General features: G+C 58.4%; 16 protein-coding genes. 5 read left to right on the top strand and 11 right to left on the bottom strand.

Annotated features, from left to right (window positions below; all coding sequences use genetic code 11):
- The first annotated feature begins 22 nt into the window (after nt 1-22).
- A complete protein-coding gene (locus K3754_RS16190) occupies nt 23-559 on the top strand; it encodes a hypothetical protein (RefSeq protein WP_231024312.1) in 537 nt (178 codons plus the stop codon).
- Between the two features lie 59 nt (nt 560-618).
- Here the strand turns inward: K3754_RS16190 and K3754_RS16185 are convergent, their stop codons facing one another.
- From K3754_RS16185 to K3754_RS16155, 7 genes are all read right to left on the bottom strand, one after another.
- On the bottom strand, nt 619-1,764 hold the full coding sequence (locus tag K3754_RS16185) for an iron-containing alcohol dehydrogenase (RefSeq protein ID WP_203210116.1): 1,146 nt from the start codon (nt 1,762-1,764) through the stop codon (nt 619-621).
- Between the two features lie 4 nt (nt 1,765-1,768).
- Nucleotides 1,769-3,145 carry an aldehyde dehydrogenase family protein gene (locus K3754_RS16180; RefSeq protein ID WP_259938580.1) on the bottom strand — a complete coding sequence of 459 codons (1,377 nt, stop codon included), beginning with the start codon at nt 3,143-3,145 and terminating at the stop codon, nt 1,769-1,771.
- Nucleotides 3,146-3,250: 105 nt separating this feature from the next.
- The gene (locus tag K3754_RS16175; protein WP_203210118.1) at nt 3,251-4,603 is read right to left on the bottom strand and encodes a glutamine synthetase family protein; all 1,353 of its coding nucleotides are present in this window, start codon (nt 4,601-4,603) and stop codon (nt 3,251-3,253) included.
- A gap of 57 nt (nt 4,604-4,660) precedes the next feature.
- Nucleotides 4,661-5,692, bottom strand: a complete 1,032-nt coding sequence (locus tag K3754_RS16170) for a TRAP transporter substrate-binding protein (RefSeq protein ID WP_203210119.1) — start codon at nt 5,690-5,692, stop codon at nt 4,661-4,663.
- A 50-nt stretch (nt 5,693-5,742) separates the two neighbouring features.
- Nucleotides 5,743-7,068, bottom strand: coding sequence for a TRAP transporter large permease subunit (locus tag K3754_RS16165; RefSeq protein ID WP_259938579.1), 1,326 nt, complete (start codon nt 7,066-7,068; stop codon nt 5,743-5,745).
- Nucleotides 7,068-7,637 (bottom strand): TRAP transporter small permease subunit, encoded by a 570-nt coding sequence (locus tag K3754_RS16160; protein ID WP_203210121.1) that lies wholly within the window; start codon nt 7,635-7,637, stop codon nt 7,068-7,070. Before K3754_RS16160 ends, K3754_RS16165 begins: the two co-directional genes overlap by 1 nt.
- Complete coding sequence (locus K3754_RS16155; protein ID WP_259938575.1) at nt 7,625-8,404, bottom strand: N-formylglutamate amidohydrolase; 780 nt, start codon at nt 8,402-8,404, stop codon at nt 7,625-7,627. Before K3754_RS16155 ends, K3754_RS16160 begins: the two co-directional genes overlap by 13 nt.
- A 118-nt stretch (nt 8,405-8,522) precedes the next feature.
- Between K3754_RS16155 and K3754_RS16150 the strand changes: the two genes are divergently transcribed.
- The 4 genes from K3754_RS16150 to K3754_RS16135 all read left to right on the top strand — a co-directional run bounded on the left by K3754_RS16150 (nt 8,523) and on the right by K3754_RS16135 (nt 11,439).
- Nucleotides 8,523-9,395 carry a MurR/RpiR family transcriptional regulator gene (locus K3754_RS16150; protein WP_203210123.1) on the top strand — a complete coding sequence of 291 codons (873 nt, stop codon included), beginning with the start codon at nt 8,523-8,525 and terminating at the stop codon, nt 9,393-9,395.
- A gap of 82 nt (nt 9,396-9,477) precedes the next feature.
- The gene (locus K3754_RS16145; RefSeq protein WP_259938574.1) at nt 9,478-10,158 is read left to right on the top strand and encodes a Crp/Fnr family transcriptional regulator; all 681 of its coding nucleotides are present in this window, start codon (nt 9,478-9,480) and stop codon (nt 10,156-10,158) included.
- An 85-nt stretch (nt 10,159-10,243) separates the two neighbouring features.
- Nucleotides 10,244-10,456 carry a DUF2892 domain-containing protein gene (locus K3754_RS16140; protein WP_259938573.1) on the top strand — a complete coding sequence of 71 codons (213 nt, stop codon included), beginning with the start codon at nt 10,244-10,246 and terminating at the stop codon, nt 10,454-10,456.
- Between the two features lie 101 nt (nt 10,457-10,557).
- Nucleotides 10,558-11,439 carry an MBL fold metallo-hydrolase gene (locus K3754_RS16135; protein WP_259938571.1) on the top strand — a complete coding sequence of 294 codons (882 nt, stop codon included), beginning with the start codon at nt 10,558-10,560 and terminating at the stop codon, nt 11,437-11,439.
- On the opposite strand, the gene K3754_RS16130 is transcribed toward K3754_RS16135, so the two are convergent.
- The 4 genes from K3754_RS16130 to K3754_RS16115 are packed head-to-tail and all read right to left on the bottom strand — an operon-like array spanning nt 11,436 to nt 15,707.
- Nucleotides 11,436-13,370, bottom strand: coding sequence for a beta-galactosidase (locus tag K3754_RS16130; RefSeq protein WP_259938570.1), 1,935 nt, complete (start codon nt 13,368-13,370; stop codon nt 11,436-11,438). The two genes, K3754_RS16135 and K3754_RS16130, sit on opposite strands and share 4 nt — an antisense overlap.
- Nucleotides 13,367-14,212 carry an SMP-30/gluconolactonase/LRE family protein gene (locus K3754_RS16125; RefSeq protein ID WP_259938568.1) on the bottom strand — a complete coding sequence of 282 codons (846 nt, stop codon included), beginning with the start codon at nt 14,210-14,212 and terminating at the stop codon, nt 13,367-13,369. The genes K3754_RS16130 and K3754_RS16125 overlap by 4 nt, the downstream gene beginning before the upstream one ends.
- Nucleotides 14,209-14,814, bottom strand: coding sequence for a 2-dehydro-3-deoxy-6-phosphogalactonate aldolase (locus tag K3754_RS16120; RefSeq protein ID WP_259938565.1), 606 nt, complete (start codon nt 14,812-14,814; stop codon nt 14,209-14,211). The genes K3754_RS16125 and K3754_RS16120 overlap by 4 nt, the downstream gene beginning before the upstream one ends.
- Complete coding sequence (locus K3754_RS16115; protein ID WP_259938562.1) at nt 14,811-15,707, bottom strand: 2-dehydro-3-deoxygalactonokinase; 897 nt, start codon at nt 15,705-15,707, stop codon at nt 14,811-14,813. Before K3754_RS16115 ends, K3754_RS16120 begins: the two co-directional genes overlap by 4 nt.
- Nucleotides 15,708-15,709 lie beyond the last annotated feature (2 nt).

Raw genomic sequence — 15,709 nt, 5'->3', positions numbered from 1 at the left:
AAAACCAAAGAGGATCAACCAGATGCAGATCAAGAAAACCTGTTTGCAGGTCACGATGGCGCTCGGCCTGATGCTGGGTGCAGGGGCTGCGCAAGCCGAACAGCAATTCAGCGCATTTTTGACCGGTTACAGCTATTGGGACAACACGCCGCGCGGCTCAACCGCGATTGCGCGGCCGGTATTGCACAGGGGGGCAGGGGGCACCGGCACCTATGCGGATCCGGTGACGCTGGCGGTCGGGCACGTCAAACGAGGCGGCCGCAGTATCATGGATTTCCCGGCTGGCACGCGGTTCTATTTTCCGCGCCTGCGCAAATACGCCATTGTCGAAGATCTTTGTGGCGATGGAAACGCGCCCCAGAACGGCCCCTGCCACAGTGGATACAAAGGGTACGTCTGGCTTGATATCTATGTGGATGGGCGACGTGCGGGCAATGCGGCTGCCAATCAATGTATGCGCCGGCTGACGGGTATTCAGCGGGCCATCATCAACCCCAAACGCAACTATCCGGTCGAGAAAGGCGCGATCACCGAAACAGGATGCCGCGTGTTCCGATAGGCCAACAAAAAACGGTCTGGCGCAGTGGCGCCTGACCGTTCTGTTCTACGGGCCGTGGTTCAAACGATCTGCAAGAGCAATTTGCGGGTGTTTTCCTCGGTCATCTCAACAGGGTTGCCACCGGTGCTGGGGTCTTTCAAGGCGCCCGCAACGATCCGGTCGATGTCGGGGTTTGCGATCCCCAGCTCGCCCAGATTTCGCGGCACTTGGAACAGCGCGTTGAAATCATCGACAAACGCGCAGAACCCGTCAAAGCCTCCGTCGATATCCAGATAACGCGCCGCCTTATCAAAAACGCCGCGGATGGCGGGCGCGTTGAACTTCAGGACCGCCGGCATGCAGACCGCATTCGTGGTGCCATGGTGCGTGTGGTACATTGCGCCAATCGGGTGCGACAGGGCGTGGATTGCGCCCAAACCCTTTTGAAACGCGGTCGCGCCCATCGCCGCGGCGGACATCATATGCGCCCGCGCTTCAAGGTCAGCGCCGTCCGCATAGGCGCGGGGCAGGTATTCCTTGACCAGGCGCATACCTTCTAGCGCCATGCCCTGGGACATCGGGTGATAATGCGGTGATGAAAACGCCTCAACACAATGGGCAAAGGCATCAAGGCCGGTGCCTGCCGTGATAAACTGCGGCATGCCCACAGTCAGCTCCGGGTCACAAATCACCACGCTGGGCAGGAATTTGGGATGGAAAATGATCTTCTTCTCTTCGGTCTCCGAATTGGTGATCACAGAGGCGCGGCCCACTTCGGAGCCGGTGCCTGCCGTGGTCGGCACCGCCACGATCGGCGCGATGGCATCGGCATCGGCGCGGGTCCACCAATCGCCAATATCCTCAAAATCCCACAAAGGGCGGGTTTGACCGGCAAGAAAGGCCACCAGCTTGCCCAGATCAAGGCCAGAGCCTCCGCCGAAAGCCACCACGCCATCATGGCCGCCTTCGTTAAAGGCTTTCACACCTGCTTCGGCGTTTTTCTCATTCGGGTTTGGATCAACATCGGCAAAAATTGCCCGCCCCATGCCCGCCGCCTCAAGCAGATCCAGCGTGCGGGTGGTGATCTCCATGTTTGCCAGACCGCGATCCGTGATCAGCAGCGGCTTGGAAATGCCAGCGGCCTTACAAGCATCGGCAATTTCAGAAATGCGCCCCGCACCAAAGCGGACGGCGGTGGGATAAGACCAATTTGCAGTGAGCGTCATCGGATCAGGCTTTCTTTAGGTGATATGATTTGGGCCGTGTCAGGTTGTGATAGCCGATGATCGACAATCCCCCGCCACGACCGGTGTCTTTGCAGCCGGTCCAGCAAAGACCGGGATCAAGGTAATCAGCGCGGTTCTGGAACACGGTGCCGGTTTCGATCTGATCGCCAATGGCCATGGCGCGGGCGGTGTCCGCCGTCCAGACAGAGGCCGTCAGACCAAAGTTGCTGTCATTCATCAGTGCAATGGCTTCGGCGTCATCCTTGACCGGCATGATGCCCACAACCGGGCCAAAGCTTTCCTCGCGCATCACCCGCATGTCATGGGTCACGCCCGTCAGGATCTGTGGCATCAGATAGGCACCGCCATCTTGCGGAAAATCCGCCGGATCAATATGCGCCTTGGCGCCGGCAGCAATCGCCTCGGCGGTTTGGGCACGGACCTCATCGGCAAACCGGGCCTGAGCCATCGGGCCAAGCGTTGTCTCCGGATCCAGTGGATTGCCCAGCTTGTACCCCTTCACAATCGCCACGGCCTTTTCGACAAAGCTGTCAAAATGCTGCTCTGCCACATAAATCCGTTCGATCCCGCAGCAGCATTGCCCGGCGTTGAACATCGCCCCGTCAATCAGGGTATCCACCGCCGCGTCGATGTCCGCATCGTCGCACACATAACCGGGATCCTTGCCGCCCAGCTCAAGCCCGATACCGGTGAAGGTGCCGGCCGCAGCCGTTTCAATCGCTTTGCCGCCCCCGACAGATCCGGTGAAATTCACAAATCCAAAGCTTTTGGCGGCGATCAGATCGGATGTGGTCTGGTGGTCAAGGAACACGTTCTGGAACACATCTTCAGGCACCCCGGCGGCATGAAAGGCTTGCGCCATCCGTTCACCGACAAGCGGCGTTTGGGAGGCATGTTTCAGCATCACGGTATTGCCCGCGATCAGGGCCGGGGCGACCGTGTTGATGGCCGTCATGAACGGATAGTTCCATGGCGCGATCACCAGAACAACGCCATGGGGCACCCGCTTGATCAGGCGGCGAAACGCGCCGCTGTCTTCCAGCTCGATATCGGCAAGCGCCTCTTCGGCGATCTCGGCCATATAGCTGGCCCGTTCATTGAAACCACCGAATTCACCGCCATAACGGATGGGCCGGCCCATCTGGTGGGCGATCTCCGGCACGATCTCTTCGTTCATCTCGCCGACCTTGGTCACACCGGCCATGACCAGGTCAATCCGTTCCTTGAGCGGCCGCGCAGCCCATGCGGCCCCCGCTGCTGTGGCGCGGTCCACGGCAGCCTTGGCAGCCTCGGCGGTCAGGGCAGGGCGCTCGGCATAAACCGACCCGTCAATGGGCGAAATACAGGTGATTGTACTCATGTCTTGTCTCCGAATCTCGGCAGCGCCGAAGAGGATGTTTCACAGGTAAAGAAGGCAGCACTGCCGCCCGATAACGTTGGCGCGGGGCCCGTGCAAGCCGCGCGATCAGGCCCGCTCGAACCCGCGGGCGATTTCCCAATCCGTCACCACGCGGTCGAACTCTTCTTGTTCCCATTCGGCGCAGCGGGTGTAGTGATCGATCACGTCATCGCCCATGGCTTCGCGCAGGAATTTCGAATTGCGCAGGGTCTCTGTCGCGGCGCGCAGGGTTTGCGGGATGTCTGCCGCTTTAGCGTCTTCATAGACATCGCCGGTGGTTGGGGCGGGCAGGGTCATCTTGTCTTCGATGCCCTTGATCCCGGCAGCCAACATGGCCGCTTGCGCCAGATAGGGGTTCAGATCGGATCCACCGATCCGGCATTCAACGCGCACGCCCTTGGTGCCTTCACCGCACAGACGGAAACCGGCGGTGCGGTTGTCCACGGACCAGACGGTTTTGGTCGGCGCAAAGGTGCCTTTTGAGAACCGTTTGTAGCTGTTCACATAGGGCGCAAGAAAGAAGGTGTAGTCCGGCGAATAGGCAATCAGCCCGGCCATGTAGTGGCTCATCAATTCGGACATGCCCAGCTTGGCCTCGGGATCAAAGAACGCGGGCTTGCCATCGACCCAAAGAGATTGATGCACGTGGGATGAACTGCCCACCTTGGTATGATGCCACTTGGGCAAGAAGGACGCGGCATGGCCATGTTGCCAGGAGATTTCCTTGATCGCGTGTTTGGCAATCGAATGGTAATCGGCACAATCGAGCGCGGCGGAATAGCGGATGTTCAGCTCTTCCTGACCGGCCTCGGCCTCCCCCTTGGAGTTTTCAATTGGCAGACCAGCGTTGAACAGATGGTTGCGGATCGGCCGCATCACGCCCTCTTCCTTGGTGGTCTGGAAAATGTGGTAATCTTCGTTGTATCCGCTGATCGGGGTCAGATCGCGGAACCCGTTCTTGCGAATTTCATCATAGCTTTGCTCAAACAAAAAGAACTCAAGCTCGGTTGCCATCATCGCGTCAAAGCCAAGCGCCTCAAGCCGGGCAATCTGCTTTTTCAGGATCGCGCGGGGCGAATGCGGTACAGGTTCATGGGTGTGGTGATCCAGCACATCACAAAGCACCATTGCCGTACCTTCAAGCCAAGGCACCGGGCGGATCGTGTTCAGGTCTGGCTGCATGACATAATCGCCATAGCCGCTTTCCCAGGAGGTCGAGGCATAGCCATCAGGCGTGGCCATCTCGAGGTCGGTGGCCAGCAGATAGTTGCAGCAATGGGTCTCTGCGTAAGAGGTCTCAACGAAATTCACCGCGTGAAAGCGTTTGCCCATCAGGCGGCCCTGCATATCCACAAAGCATGCCAGCACGGTGTCGATGCTGCCATCCGAGACGCGGGCTTTCAGATCGTCGAAGTTCATGTGATCCCTTTCAGATAGAGGCGTAGGGTGGAGACTATCCCCACCCTACGTTGAGTTTTAGCCGTAACGGTACGGACGGCCAGCTTTGACCATGTCCGCGTTGTACTTTTTGAAGATATCAACAACACGGCGTTTGACGTCGCTTTCTGCTGCGATCTCTTCCCAGAACTCCTGGGCGGCGTTCTCGACCGTGGCCCATTCTTCGTCCGGGATGGTTGTCAGCTTGAGCTTGTCGCCGTTGACGCGCAGGTTGGCTTCGCCGCCCCAGTACCACCATTGGCGATAGTAATGCGACTGGTCACAGCAGACCCGGAACAGGGTTTGCAGATCTTCAGGCAACTCGTTCCAGCGATCCATATTGGCAAAGAATGAACCCGCCCAAGCGCCAGAGATGTTGTTGGTGAGGAAGTAGTTGGTCACATCGGCCCAGCCAACGGTGTAGTCTTCGGTGATGCCCGACCACGCGATCCCATCCAGCTCGCCGGTTTGCACGGCCACTTCGATGTCTTCCCACGGCAGGTTCACAGGAACCACGCCAAACTGGCTCAGGAACCGGCCCGCGGTTGGGAAGGTAAAGATGCGCTTGCCATTCAGGTCGGCAAGGCTGTTGATCGGATCTTTTGTGGCAAAGTGGCAAGGATCCCAAGCCCCGGCGGAGATGTGTTTGACGCCAACTTTGGAATATTCTTCATCCCAAATTTCGTTCAGGCCGTACTGGTTGAACAGCACCGGCACATCGAGACTGTAGCGCGAGCCAAACGGGAAATAACCGCCAAATACCGTCACTTCGGTGGGCGATGCCATGCTGTCATCATCGGATTGAACCGCGTCGATTGTGCCGCGCTGCATCGCTTGGAACAATTCGCCCGTTGGAACCAGCTGATCGGCATAGAACAGCTCGATCTGCATCCGGTCGCCAGCGATCTGGTTGAACATCTTGATCGCAGGATCGATGACTTCGGCGGCCAAAGCAGCGCCGGCATAGGTCTGCATGCGCCATTTGATGGTGCTTTGTGCCAGCGCAGGTGTGGCCAGTGCGGCCGGGCCCGCAATGGCGGCCCCTTGGATAAACTTACGTCTTGTGGTCATGGTCGTTCTCCTTGTTGAAGGTTACACCGGTTGGCCCGGCTTCTTTATTGTCAGTTTCCGTAGACAACCTCCGGCAGCCATGTGGCCAATCCGGGGAAGATCATCACGAGGGTCAGGGCCAGCACCATCACCAGCACAAAGGGAGTGATGGACCCGTAGATATCGCGCAGCGAAATTTCGGGCGGTGCCATGGCCCGCATCAGAAACAGGTTATAGCCAAAGGGCGGCGTCATATAGGCGATCTGAGTGGTGATCGTATACAGGATGCCGTACCAGATCAGATCAAACCCAAGCGCCCCCACCAGCGGCACATAAAGCGGCGCAACGATCACCAGCATCGCCGTGTCATCCAGAAATGTGCCCATCAGGATAAAGCTGAGCTGCATCAGGATCAGGATCATCCACGGGCTGAGGTTGAGCTGTTCGGTAAAGAGGCTCTCAATCGCTTTGACTGCGCCGAGGCCGTCAAACACCGCGCCAAAGGCCAGCGCAGCAAGGATGATCCACATGAACATGCAGGTGATGCCCAACGTGTTGCGCACGGAGTTCTCAAAGACCTCGCGCGTCATGCGGCCCTTGATCACCGCGGCAAAAAAGGCCGCCAGTGCGCCGATGGCAGAGCTTTCCACCAGCGAGGTCCAACCATTCACGAAAGGCACCATCATCACCGCAAAGATGATGATCGGCAACAGACCGGCGCGCAGCAGGTGCAGTTTCTCATCGCGGGGCATGTCGCGGTCTTCTGCGGACAGAACCGGACCGAGAGAAGGATTCATCCGGCAGCGGATGGCGATATAGGCGATAAACATCGAAGCCATCATCAGCCCCGGCACCACACCGGCCAGCCACAACTGCCCTACAGGTTGCCGCGCGATCATTGCATATAGCACCAGCACAACTGAAGGCGGCACCAGAATACCAAGGGACGATCCGGCCTGAATGACCCCCGTCACCATGCGCTTGTCATAACCCCGTTTCAAGAGTTCTGGCAGGGCGATGGTGGCCCCGATGGCCATACCCGCCACGCTCAGCCCGTTCATCGCAGAGATCAGAACCATCAATCCGATTGTGCCAATCGCCAGCCCACCACGAAGGCCGCCCATCCAGACATGAAACATCTTGTAGAGGTCATCGGCGATCTTTGATTCCGACAAGACATAGCCCATGAAAATGAACATCGGGAGGGTCAAAAGCGGATACCATTTCATCAGCTTCATCGCGGCGGCAAAGCCGATGTCATAACCGCCCTTGTCCCCCCAAAGCAGCAGCGCTGCGACAACAGCGATAAACCCGATGGCACCGAACACCCGCTGACCGGTCAACAGCATCAGCATCATGGTTGAGAACATCAACGTGGCGATCAACTCGTAAGGCATTATACTTCTTCACCTTTCAGGCGCAGCACGTCTTTGCAGAATTCGGAAAGGCATTGCAGAATCATCAGTGTGAACCCGATGATCATCACCAGTTTGATGGGCCACATATACGGCCGCCAGACAGAGGAAGACCGCTCAAGGCGGCCGACCTCTTCGCTGCCGGTGATCACACCAAACAGGTAGGAAATCGGCTCTGTCTTCCAATAGCCCAGTGAATAGGCAGTGGAACTGATGGCGCCGTAGAGCAACACCAGAAGGTAGAAGATCAACAGCAACACGGTGAACAGATCCACCCACGCCTTGCGGCGCGTAGACCAGCCACCATAAAGCAGATCCATCCGCACATTCGATCCCAGTTGCAACGAATAGGGACCGCCAAGGATGTAGTAGCCAACCATCACGAATTGCGCCATTTCCAGCGTCCAAAGAGAGGGCAGAAAGAATGTCTTGCTGACCGAGGACCAGAGCAGGATGCCCATCAAGACAAAGATGCCGTACATGGCAATCCGGCCAATGCGATAATTCACCGCGTCCACCGCAGTGATATAGCCACGCATCACGCCACGCATGTCACGGCCCCTTTTGCCTGGGTCAGTTTATAGGCGCTTGAGAGCCATCCGGCGATCATATCGGCCATGGCTGTCTGGCGCTCTGGCGTGTCGATCAGATCATTGCGGATTTCCAGCATCACGTTCATATGCCCGTTGGCGATACCGTGCTCTTTCAAAGTATGGGTCACGCCATGCTCGGGGCCGTAGGGCGCATTGCGCTGCACCACCGCATCCGTGTGATCCGCTGCATTTTGCAGCATCGCTTCGGCAAGCCGCGTGTCGCTGTCATGCAGCACGCCAATTTCTACCGCGCGGGTCTTGCCGTGATAGACCGGAGTGAAACTGTGAATGGTGACGATCACGGGCTCGGCCACTTGTGCCGCGGTTTTGGCCACGGCATCGCGGAAGGGCAGGTAATAGGCCGCTGTCCGCGCATCGCGCTGGGACTGCGACAGGTTCTGGTTGCCCGGAATGTCGAAAATCTCGCTTTTGGGCGGCATCGCATCCGGCGCTTCGGGCGGGCGGTTGCAGTCATAGACAAGGCGCGACACACAGCTGGCCACCAGCACCGCGTCCAGCCGCTCGGCCAACCGCCGTGCCACCGGCATCGCGCCGGGATCCCAGGCCGCGTGACTGGTCAAAGCGTCACCAGAAAGGCCAAGATTCTGAAAATGATCAGGAATATAGTGCGAGGCATGTTCGCAGACCAACACAACAGAAGAGCCAGCTGCGGGGTTAACCACTTGCACAACTTCTGCCTGTTCTTGATTCTGTGTGTCTGTCATCACGCCTCCATAGCGGCCAACCTGAGCGGCGACGGGGCGGTCTGTCAACAAAATTTTGAAAAATATATCACAACAAAGTTTCATTTGTTATATTATCAATCAAAAGGGGAGGGCCACCATGTCTGAGGCACCACTGACAATTTCAGATCGCATTCAGGAAAAGCTGGATGATCTGACCCGCGCCGAGCGGCAGTTGGCCCATTCCATCCTCGAAAACTACCCTGCTTCCGGCCTTGGCCCGCTGACGGCGCTGGCCAAGGATGCCAATGTATCGGTGCCCACAGTGGCGCGGATGGTGCAAAAGCTGGGGTTCAAAGGGTATCCCGATTTTCAGTCCGAACTGCGCGAAGAGCTCAAGGCCAAAGCCAAAGACCCGATTGAGAAACACGACACTTGGGCCGAAAACGCCCCGTCCGGACATATGCTCAACCGGTTTACCGAGGCGGTGATCGACAACATTCGCCACACGCTTGGCCAGATTGATCCCAAAGGTTTTGATGAGGCCTGCAAACTGGTCGCTGATGACCAGCGGCACCTCTATATCGTCGGCGGGCGTATCACCCATACGCTGGCGGAATATCTGTTTTTGCACATGCAGGTGATCCGCCCCAAGATCACCCATATTCAATCGACCTCAAACACATGGCCGCACTACCTTCTGGATGTAAAAGAGGGCGATGTTTTTGTAATCTACGACGTGCGCCGATATGAAAACAACACGCTGAAGCTGGCGGAAATGGCCCATGCACAGGGTGCCAAAATCATCCTCTTTACCGATCAGTGGCGTTCACCCGTGCATCAACTGGCCCAGATCAGCCTGTCCAGCCGGATTGTCGTGCCGTCTGCTTGGGACAGTGCGGTGACGACGATGCTTTTGACCGAAACGATGATCTCCGCAGTTCAGAACCTCAGTTGGGGCGATACCAAAGAACGTATGGAAGAGCTGGAAGAAATATTCGACCAAACCAGATTGTTCCGCAAATTTACCTGACTTGCATGGGCAAGTTGCCCCATGGCGCGGCGCGGTCGGCGGTGGCAAGATAGGGCAGAGCAAAGCAAGGAAAGCAGGATCAATGGCGCAAACAGATCTGACCATCGATTGGGTCGAACGCTTTGCCGGGCTGGCGCGGCTGGAACCGGAGATAAAACAGATCCTCCTGACCCGCAGTGCGATCGTTGACGTGCCCAAGGATACGATGATTTTTGGCCCGGACAGGTCACCGGAGAACATGCTGTTTCTTCTGGACGGCACGGTGCGGGTGCAACAAGTGTCCGAAACCGGCCATGAGATCGTGCTGTATCGCATTCACGCCGGGGAAAGCTGCGTGCTGACCACCGCCTGCTTGTTGGCCTATGAGGATTACGCGGCTGAAGGCATCTCCGAAACCGCCGTGAAGGCAGCCGCCGTGCCCCGCGATGTTTTTGATGATCTGGTCGCCCGATCCAAGTCGTTTCGCGATTTTGTCTTTGCGGCGTTTTCCAAGCGGATCACCGATCTGTTTCGCATGATTGACGAGGTCGCCTTTCAACGGCTGGATGTGCGGTTGGCTGACCGTTTGATTGATCTGTCCGAAGGCGCTGACACGATATCGACGACCCACCAGAAGCTCTCGGTCGAGTTGGGCACAGCCCGCGAAGTGATTTCGCGGCAATTGCAAGAATACCAGCGCCGCGGCTGGATCGCACAGGGGCGGGGCAGCATCACCATGACCAACCGCGCCGCACTGGAACAACTGGCCGGGCACGTGGGTTAATCTCTTGCGGAGTTGGTGACATTGTCACCGTTGCAGGCGGGGCGATCTGGTAAGATGTGCCAACGCTTGTAAAAGGAGAGATGAGATGACTGCCAATGTAGGTTCAATCGACCGTGTACTTCGTGTTGTTTTGGGACTGATTTTGATTGCCCTGCCGTTTGTGTCGAATATGGCCCTGTTTGCCAGTGGCACCGCGACCGTAATCGCTGTGTTGGTTGGGCTGGTGCTGATCGCTACATCTGCGATGCGGTTTTGCCCACTTTACCGGATCTTCGGCATCCGGACCTGCAAAATCTGATTTGCCTCGCTTTCGGCAAACCCCTTGAGCGCTTTGTCGTGCTGCGTTTACTCTGAACGCGGCACGTTTGCTTTTCACCTCGAGAAACCAAGGATTACCCCATGACCTATCCCGTTGATCTGTCGGTAAAGCCGGATGTCTCAGCCCATTTCGATGAGGCTACAAATACGATCACCTATATCGTCAAAGACCCCAGCAGCAATCACTGCGCGATCATCGACAGTGTAATGGATATTAACTACGCCGCAGGGCGGATCACATACGACCACGCTGATGCGCTGATCAAGGAGATCACGGATCGCGGGCTGACGCTGGATTGGATCATCGAGACCCATGTGCATGCCGACCACCTGAGCGCTGCGCCCTATTTGCAGGAAAAGCTGGGTGGCAAGATCGGTGTGGGGGAAAAGATTCTTGTGGTGCAGGACACCTTCGGCAAGATCTTTAACGAAGGCACCGAGTTTCAGCGCGATGGATCGCAATTTGACGCGTTATTCAAGGACGGCGACACCTATACCGTTGGCAACATGCAAGGCTTTGCCATGTACACGCCGGGCCATACGCCCGCCTGCATGGTACATGTGATGGGCAATGCGGCCTTTGCCGGGGATACGTTGTTTATGCCCGACGGCGGATCGGCCCGCGCCGATTTCCCCGGCGGTGATGCAGGGCAGCTTTATGACAGCATTCAAAAGGTGTTGTCGTTGCCCGACGAGATGCGGCTGTTCATGTGTCACGACTACGGCCCCAATGGCCGCGCGATCATGTGGGAAACAACCGTGGCCGAACAGAAGGCCGACAACATTCACGTTGGCGGCGGCAAGACCCGTGAAGAGTTCATCAAGTTCCGCACAGAGCGTGACAAACAGCTCGACGTGCCCAAGCTGATTATCCCGTCCTTGCAGGTAAATATGCGCGCAGGCGAGGTGCCCACCGACAAAGACGGCAATCCAATGTTAAAGGTGCCGGTGAACGGGCTTTAGTCCGGCAAGTTCTCTCGCAAGACCGAAAGGGGCGGCAGGTGCCGCCCTTGAACGTCTGCGGCGTGCAGGTCGTAGTTGAACCAGAACCGTTCCTTTCCTGTGTCGCGTAGGCGCACCGCATCTGGCAGGTCCAATGTCTCCAGTCCCGAATTGGCACAGGCGGCAGCCAGAACCCGTTTCAATGCTGTCTGATCCAGCCAAGCACCGACATAGCGCAGATGCCCGGAGGCGCAGACCACGGCACTGCCATCCTCACTGCGCTCCAGCACCTCTGCACGGCCTTCCAATTCTTCGCAATACCCGATGATTGCGCCGCCCCCTTCCAATGGTCTGGGCATATCCGCGCGAAGGCTTTCCACCCGCGCGACGGTGACGTCCAACCCCGCAATTGCAGGCGGCATCGGCAGGGGAATGCACATATCCGCATCCCGCGCCCCGCTGCGCGGCCCCAAAACAACCTGCGCCTGCGTCTTTGCCAACGCCGCCTTCAGCGTCTCTGGCATATGCATGAGGCCGGGTGCAACAATGAGCTTGTAAACCGTGAAATCGGGTGTGTTGGGCGGCAGAATGTCCACCGAAAGCCCCAACCGGCGCAGCGCCTTGTAGGTGTCAAACACCAGAGCAAAATAGCTTAGGCCCGCGCCATGGGGCTGCACCGTCCAGGCGGCGTCTGCGTCATAGTCAAAGATCAGGGCAACCGGAGCCTGCGCGGCGGAAACATCCGGCGCATCGGCAATCTCGGCAGCGACCTTGCGGGCCTCATCCAGGCCCGGTGCATCTGCACTGTCAATCCTGAGCAGACCGCTGTGCATCTGTTCCTGCGCAAAGGGTGCCTGCCGCCAACGGAAGTAACACACCGCCTCGGCCCCATGGGCAAAGGCTTCCCATGACCAAAGCCGGACCACGCCGGGTGCGGGCGCGGGGTTGGATGGGGCCCAGTTCACCGGACCGGGTTGTTGTTCCATCACCCACCAGCGGCCCTTGCCAACGGCACGATAAAGATCGTGGTGAAAGGCCTGAAAATCCGGATCACCCTGCCGGGCAAAGCGGCGTTGATGGTCCGCATCCGCGCCAACGCGGTCTTCGAGAAAGCCGAGCGGATAACTGTCCCAACTGGCAAAATCCAGATCTTCGCCAACCTTGAAATGGTCAAAATCGGTGATCCGGCCCATGTAGTTATGGGTGATAGGTGCATCCGAATGGGCCCGAATGATCTCAACCTGCGCGCGGTTGAATGCCACAACCTGATCCGAGGCAAAACGGCGGAAGGCCAGCGCATGGGCGGGGTTCGGTTCCGTCACCGTAAGGTTGGGCAGCTCGATCTGGTCAAAATTATCGTATTCCATCGACCAGAACACATTGCCCCACGCGGCATTCAACGCCGCAATATCCCCGTCATTTCCAGCGCCGGGATAGCGGGTGCGCAACCATCCGCGAAAGGCGTCGCGGGCCGCAACGCTGTAGGAAATGGTGGTGTCGTGGCAGCCATATTCATTATCGGTCTGCCATGCCGCCACATGCTGGTTCCGGCCGTAGCGTTCGGCCAATGCGGTGACGATGCGGCTGCATTCGGCAAGATAACCCACATGGGAAAAGCAATAGTGCCGCCGCGATCCAAATCCGCGCGGGCGACCTTCGGCATCGAGGGCCAGCATATCGGGATGTTTGTCCACAAGCCAACGCGGCGGTGTCGCGGTGGGCGTGCCCAGCACGACCTTGAGGCCTGCCGCGCCCAAAATCTCAATCGCGCGATCAAGCCAGCCAAAGGTGTATTCACCCGGCACCGCCTCCAGCCGAGACCATGCAAATTCACCGATGCGCACCCAGGTCAGCCCGGCCTCGGCCATCCGGCGGGCATCCTCGGTCCAAATCTCTTCGGGCCAGTGTTCGGGGTAATAGCAGGTGCCGAGGCTGCGTTTCAGATCGGTCATAGAATAACCTGATGTTCGCGCTGTCCGGTCACATCAGTCTGGAGCACGAAAGTCTGTCCGCCCTGTGTCTCATCCAGATGCACCGCCGCCGACGTGGCATAAAGCGTGGTCAGATCCGGCCCGCCAAAGGAGGGGCAGGTCATCTGGGATGCGGGATAATCAATGGCCGACAGGAACCGCCCCTGCGGATCATAGCGGGCAATTTGACCGGCACCCCAGAGCGCGACCCAGATGCACCCCATACTGTCCACCACCGCGCCATCAGGATTCAAACCCTCTTCGCGCAAATCGATAAACACCACTGGATCGCTTTCGGGCCAACCATCCGGCCCAAGGGGCTGGCGCATGACCTGCCGGCTATGGGTGTCGGTGAAATAGGCGCAGGTTCCGTCCGGGGCGAAACAAATGGCGTTGGACACGGAAATATCGCCGTAAAGCTTGCGCAGCTCACCCTTGTAGAAACGATAGATCGAACCCGCGCCTTTCTCAGCAGATTTGCCCATTGTCCCGATCCAGAAGCCGCCGAAAGGGTCGGCACGGCCATCGTTGGACCGTGTGACCGTGTTGTCCACCTCCAGCCCGATCACCCATTCGCTTTCGCCGGTGTTCAGGTCAAAGGTTGACAGGCTTGTCTCCGATGCGACGAGCAGGCGGTTTTCATCGACCCAACCGGCAGCAGAGACATGTTCGTCAAATTGCCATTCGAGAGTTTCCTCACCAATCCGGCTCATCAACCGTTTGCGCAGGATATCGAACCAAAAGAACTGACCGCGCAGCGGATGCCAAAGCGGCCCTTCACCAAGAACACATATGCGATCATCAAAAACCTCAGGAGCGGTCATGTCCATGCCTCATCAAAAGCTGTGGTGATGGCCTGCGCCTTTGCGCCGACCTCTGCTGCGGTCAGGCCTGGGGTGAAAACGCCTGTCCCGATGCCAAAACCTGTAACCCCTGCCGCCCGCCACTCGGCAAAGTTGTCCGGTCCCACACCGCCGACCGCAAAAGTCTGCGTGCCTTTGGGCAGCACCGCTGAGATCGCCTTGAGACCCGCAGTGCCAACCAGAAAGGACGGAAAGAATTTCAACCCGTCAGCCCCGTGACGCAGGGCGGCAAAGCACTCGCTCGGGCTCATCACGCCGGGAAAGGACAACATGCCTGCGGCCTTGGTGGCCGTGATGACGTCGCTATTGCAATCGGGAGATACGATCAATTTGCCACCACAATCCGCAACATCGGTCACGTTCTTGGGGGTCAGCACTGTCCCCGCTCCGATCAGCGCGTGATCGCCAAACGCCTTTGCCAAGGCTTCGATGCTGCGCAGGGGATCGGGTGAGTTCAAGGGCACTTCGATCCGGTCGATGCCCGCATCGATCAGCGCCGTGCCGATGGGCACAGCCTCATCCGGGGTGACACCGCGCAGGATGGCAATGATGGGGCGGCTCATGACGAGGTCTCCTTGAGGGATTGATACGCGGCAGACAGCCCGGCAAGGGTCATTTCGTCCGCGTTGGTGTGTTCAGGTTGCAAGCCTTGCGCGGCCAGCGCTTCGGCATATCGGGCGCAAAGGGCGGAATCACCGATCAGGGCAATCCTCTGGCCCAGCCAATAGGGCTTTGTCGCCGCCAGTTCGAGCCCGATCAATAAGCCAGAAAGTCGGGCGCGGGCGCTGTCTGGTGCGGGCGGGTGCAGCAAACTATCTGCACGGATCTGAAACAGCTTAGCCGCGATGGCCTGCGGCCGCGACATCGCATCTGAAAGCGCTTCGGCAAAGGCGGCATCGTCCCAGCCCGGCCCAATCGAATGGCGCAGAACCGATTGACCTGACAGCAGGGCAAACAGTTCTCCGGTCATGGCGGTTTGAAAGCTGACGATCTCTCCGGCGCTGATGTGTGCCCATTTGGTGTGGGTGCCGGGCAGACACAGCACGCCGTCAAAGTCCGGTGTCTGCGCCAGAAAGCCGGCGATCTGGGTTTCTTCGCCGCGCATCACATCGGCAGGCCTGTCCTGAGACACACCGGGCAGAATATGTATATCGAGCCGCGCATCAGCCACCGTTGGCCGGGTGGCATTGCCGATCCCCGGCGGCGCACATGGCACCTTGGCATAGGGCGCCTCGGCCCAGCCCTGACGCGCACCGACCATGCCGCAAGCGATCACCGGCACAGGCCCTTCAAGGTAAGGGCCAACCAGATCCAGCAGGGCCGCTTCAAATTGATCGGGTGCCAGCCCGCCCATGCCCTTGTCAGATCGCAAAAGCCGGGGCGCATCCGCTCCCATCAGCCAGACCCGCAGAGCAGAAGTGCCCCAATCGACGGCAATCCATTCAACCGCGTTCATTT

It is taken from the genome of Sulfitobacter sp. M368 (assembly GCF_025141875.1).
Lineage (GTDB): Bacteria > Pseudomonadota > Alphaproteobacteria > Rhodobacterales > Rhodobacteraceae > Sulfitobacter > Sulfitobacter mediterraneus_A.
Note: the sequence above shows the minus strand (reverse complement) of the source record. Positions and strands in the feature narration are given on the sequence as shown.

Bases quoted from the DNA above. Each gene is read 5' to 3' on its own strand.
- K3754_RS16140 (WP_259938573.1), top strand. From the start codon at position 10,244: ATGACTGCCAATGTAGGTTCAATCGACCGTGTACTTCGTGTTGTTTTG.
- K3754_RS16185 (WP_203210116.1), bottom strand. From the start codon at position 1,764: ATGACGCTCACTGCAAATTGGTCTTATCCCACCGCCGTCCGCTTTGGT.
- K3754_RS16175 (WP_203210118.1), bottom strand. From the start codon at position 4,603: ATGAACTTCGACGATCTGAAAGCCCGCGTCTCGGATGGCAGCATCGAC.
- K3754_RS16190 (WP_231024312.1), top strand. From the start codon at position 23: ATGCAGATCAAGAAAACCTGTTTGCAGGTCACGATGGCGCTCGGCCTG.
- K3754_RS16135 (WP_259938571.1), top strand. From the start codon at position 10,558: ATGACCTATCCCGTTGATCTGTCGGTAAAGCCGGATGTCTCAGCCCAT.
- K3754_RS16170 (WP_203210119.1), bottom strand. From the start codon at position 5,692: ATGACCACAAGACGTAAGTTTATCCAAGGGGCCGCCATTGCGGGCCCG.
- K3754_RS16150 (WP_203210123.1), top strand. From the start codon at position 8,523: ATGTCTGAGGCACCACTGACAATTTCAGATCGCATTCAGGAAAAGCTG.
- K3754_RS16180 (WP_259938580.1), bottom strand. From the start codon at position 3,145: ATGAGTACAATCACCTGTATTTCGCCCATTGACGGGTCGGTTTATGCC.
- K3754_RS16160 (WP_203210121.1), bottom strand. From the start codon at position 7,637: ATGCGTGGCGTGATGCGTGGCTATATCACTGCGGTGGACGCGGTGAAT.
- K3754_RS16145 (WP_259938574.1), top strand. From the start codon at position 9,478: ATGGCGCAAACAGATCTGACCATCGATTGGGTCGAACGCTTTGCCGGG.
- K3754_RS16120 (WP_259938565.1), bottom strand. From the start codon at position 14,814: ATGAGCCGCCCCATCATTGCCATCCTGCGCGGTGTCACCCCGGATGAG.
- K3754_RS16125 (WP_259938568.1), bottom strand. From the start codon at position 14,212: ATGACCGCTCCTGAGGTTTTTGATGATCGCATATGTGTTCTTGGTGAA.
- K3754_RS16165 (WP_259938579.1), bottom strand. From the start codon at position 7,068: ATGCCTTACGAGTTGATCGCCACGTTGATGTTCTCAACCATGATGCTG.
- K3754_RS16155 (WP_259938575.1), bottom strand. From the start codon at position 8,404: ATGACAGACACACAGAATCAAGAACAGGCAGAAGTTGTGCAAGTGGTT.
- K3754_RS16115 (WP_259938562.1), bottom strand. From the start codon at position 15,707: ATGAACGCGGTTGAATGGATTGCCGTCGATTGGGGCACTTCTGCTCTG.
- K3754_RS16130 (WP_259938570.1), bottom strand. From the start codon at position 13,370: ATGACCGATCTGAAACGCAGCCTCGGCACCTGCTATTACCCCGAACAC.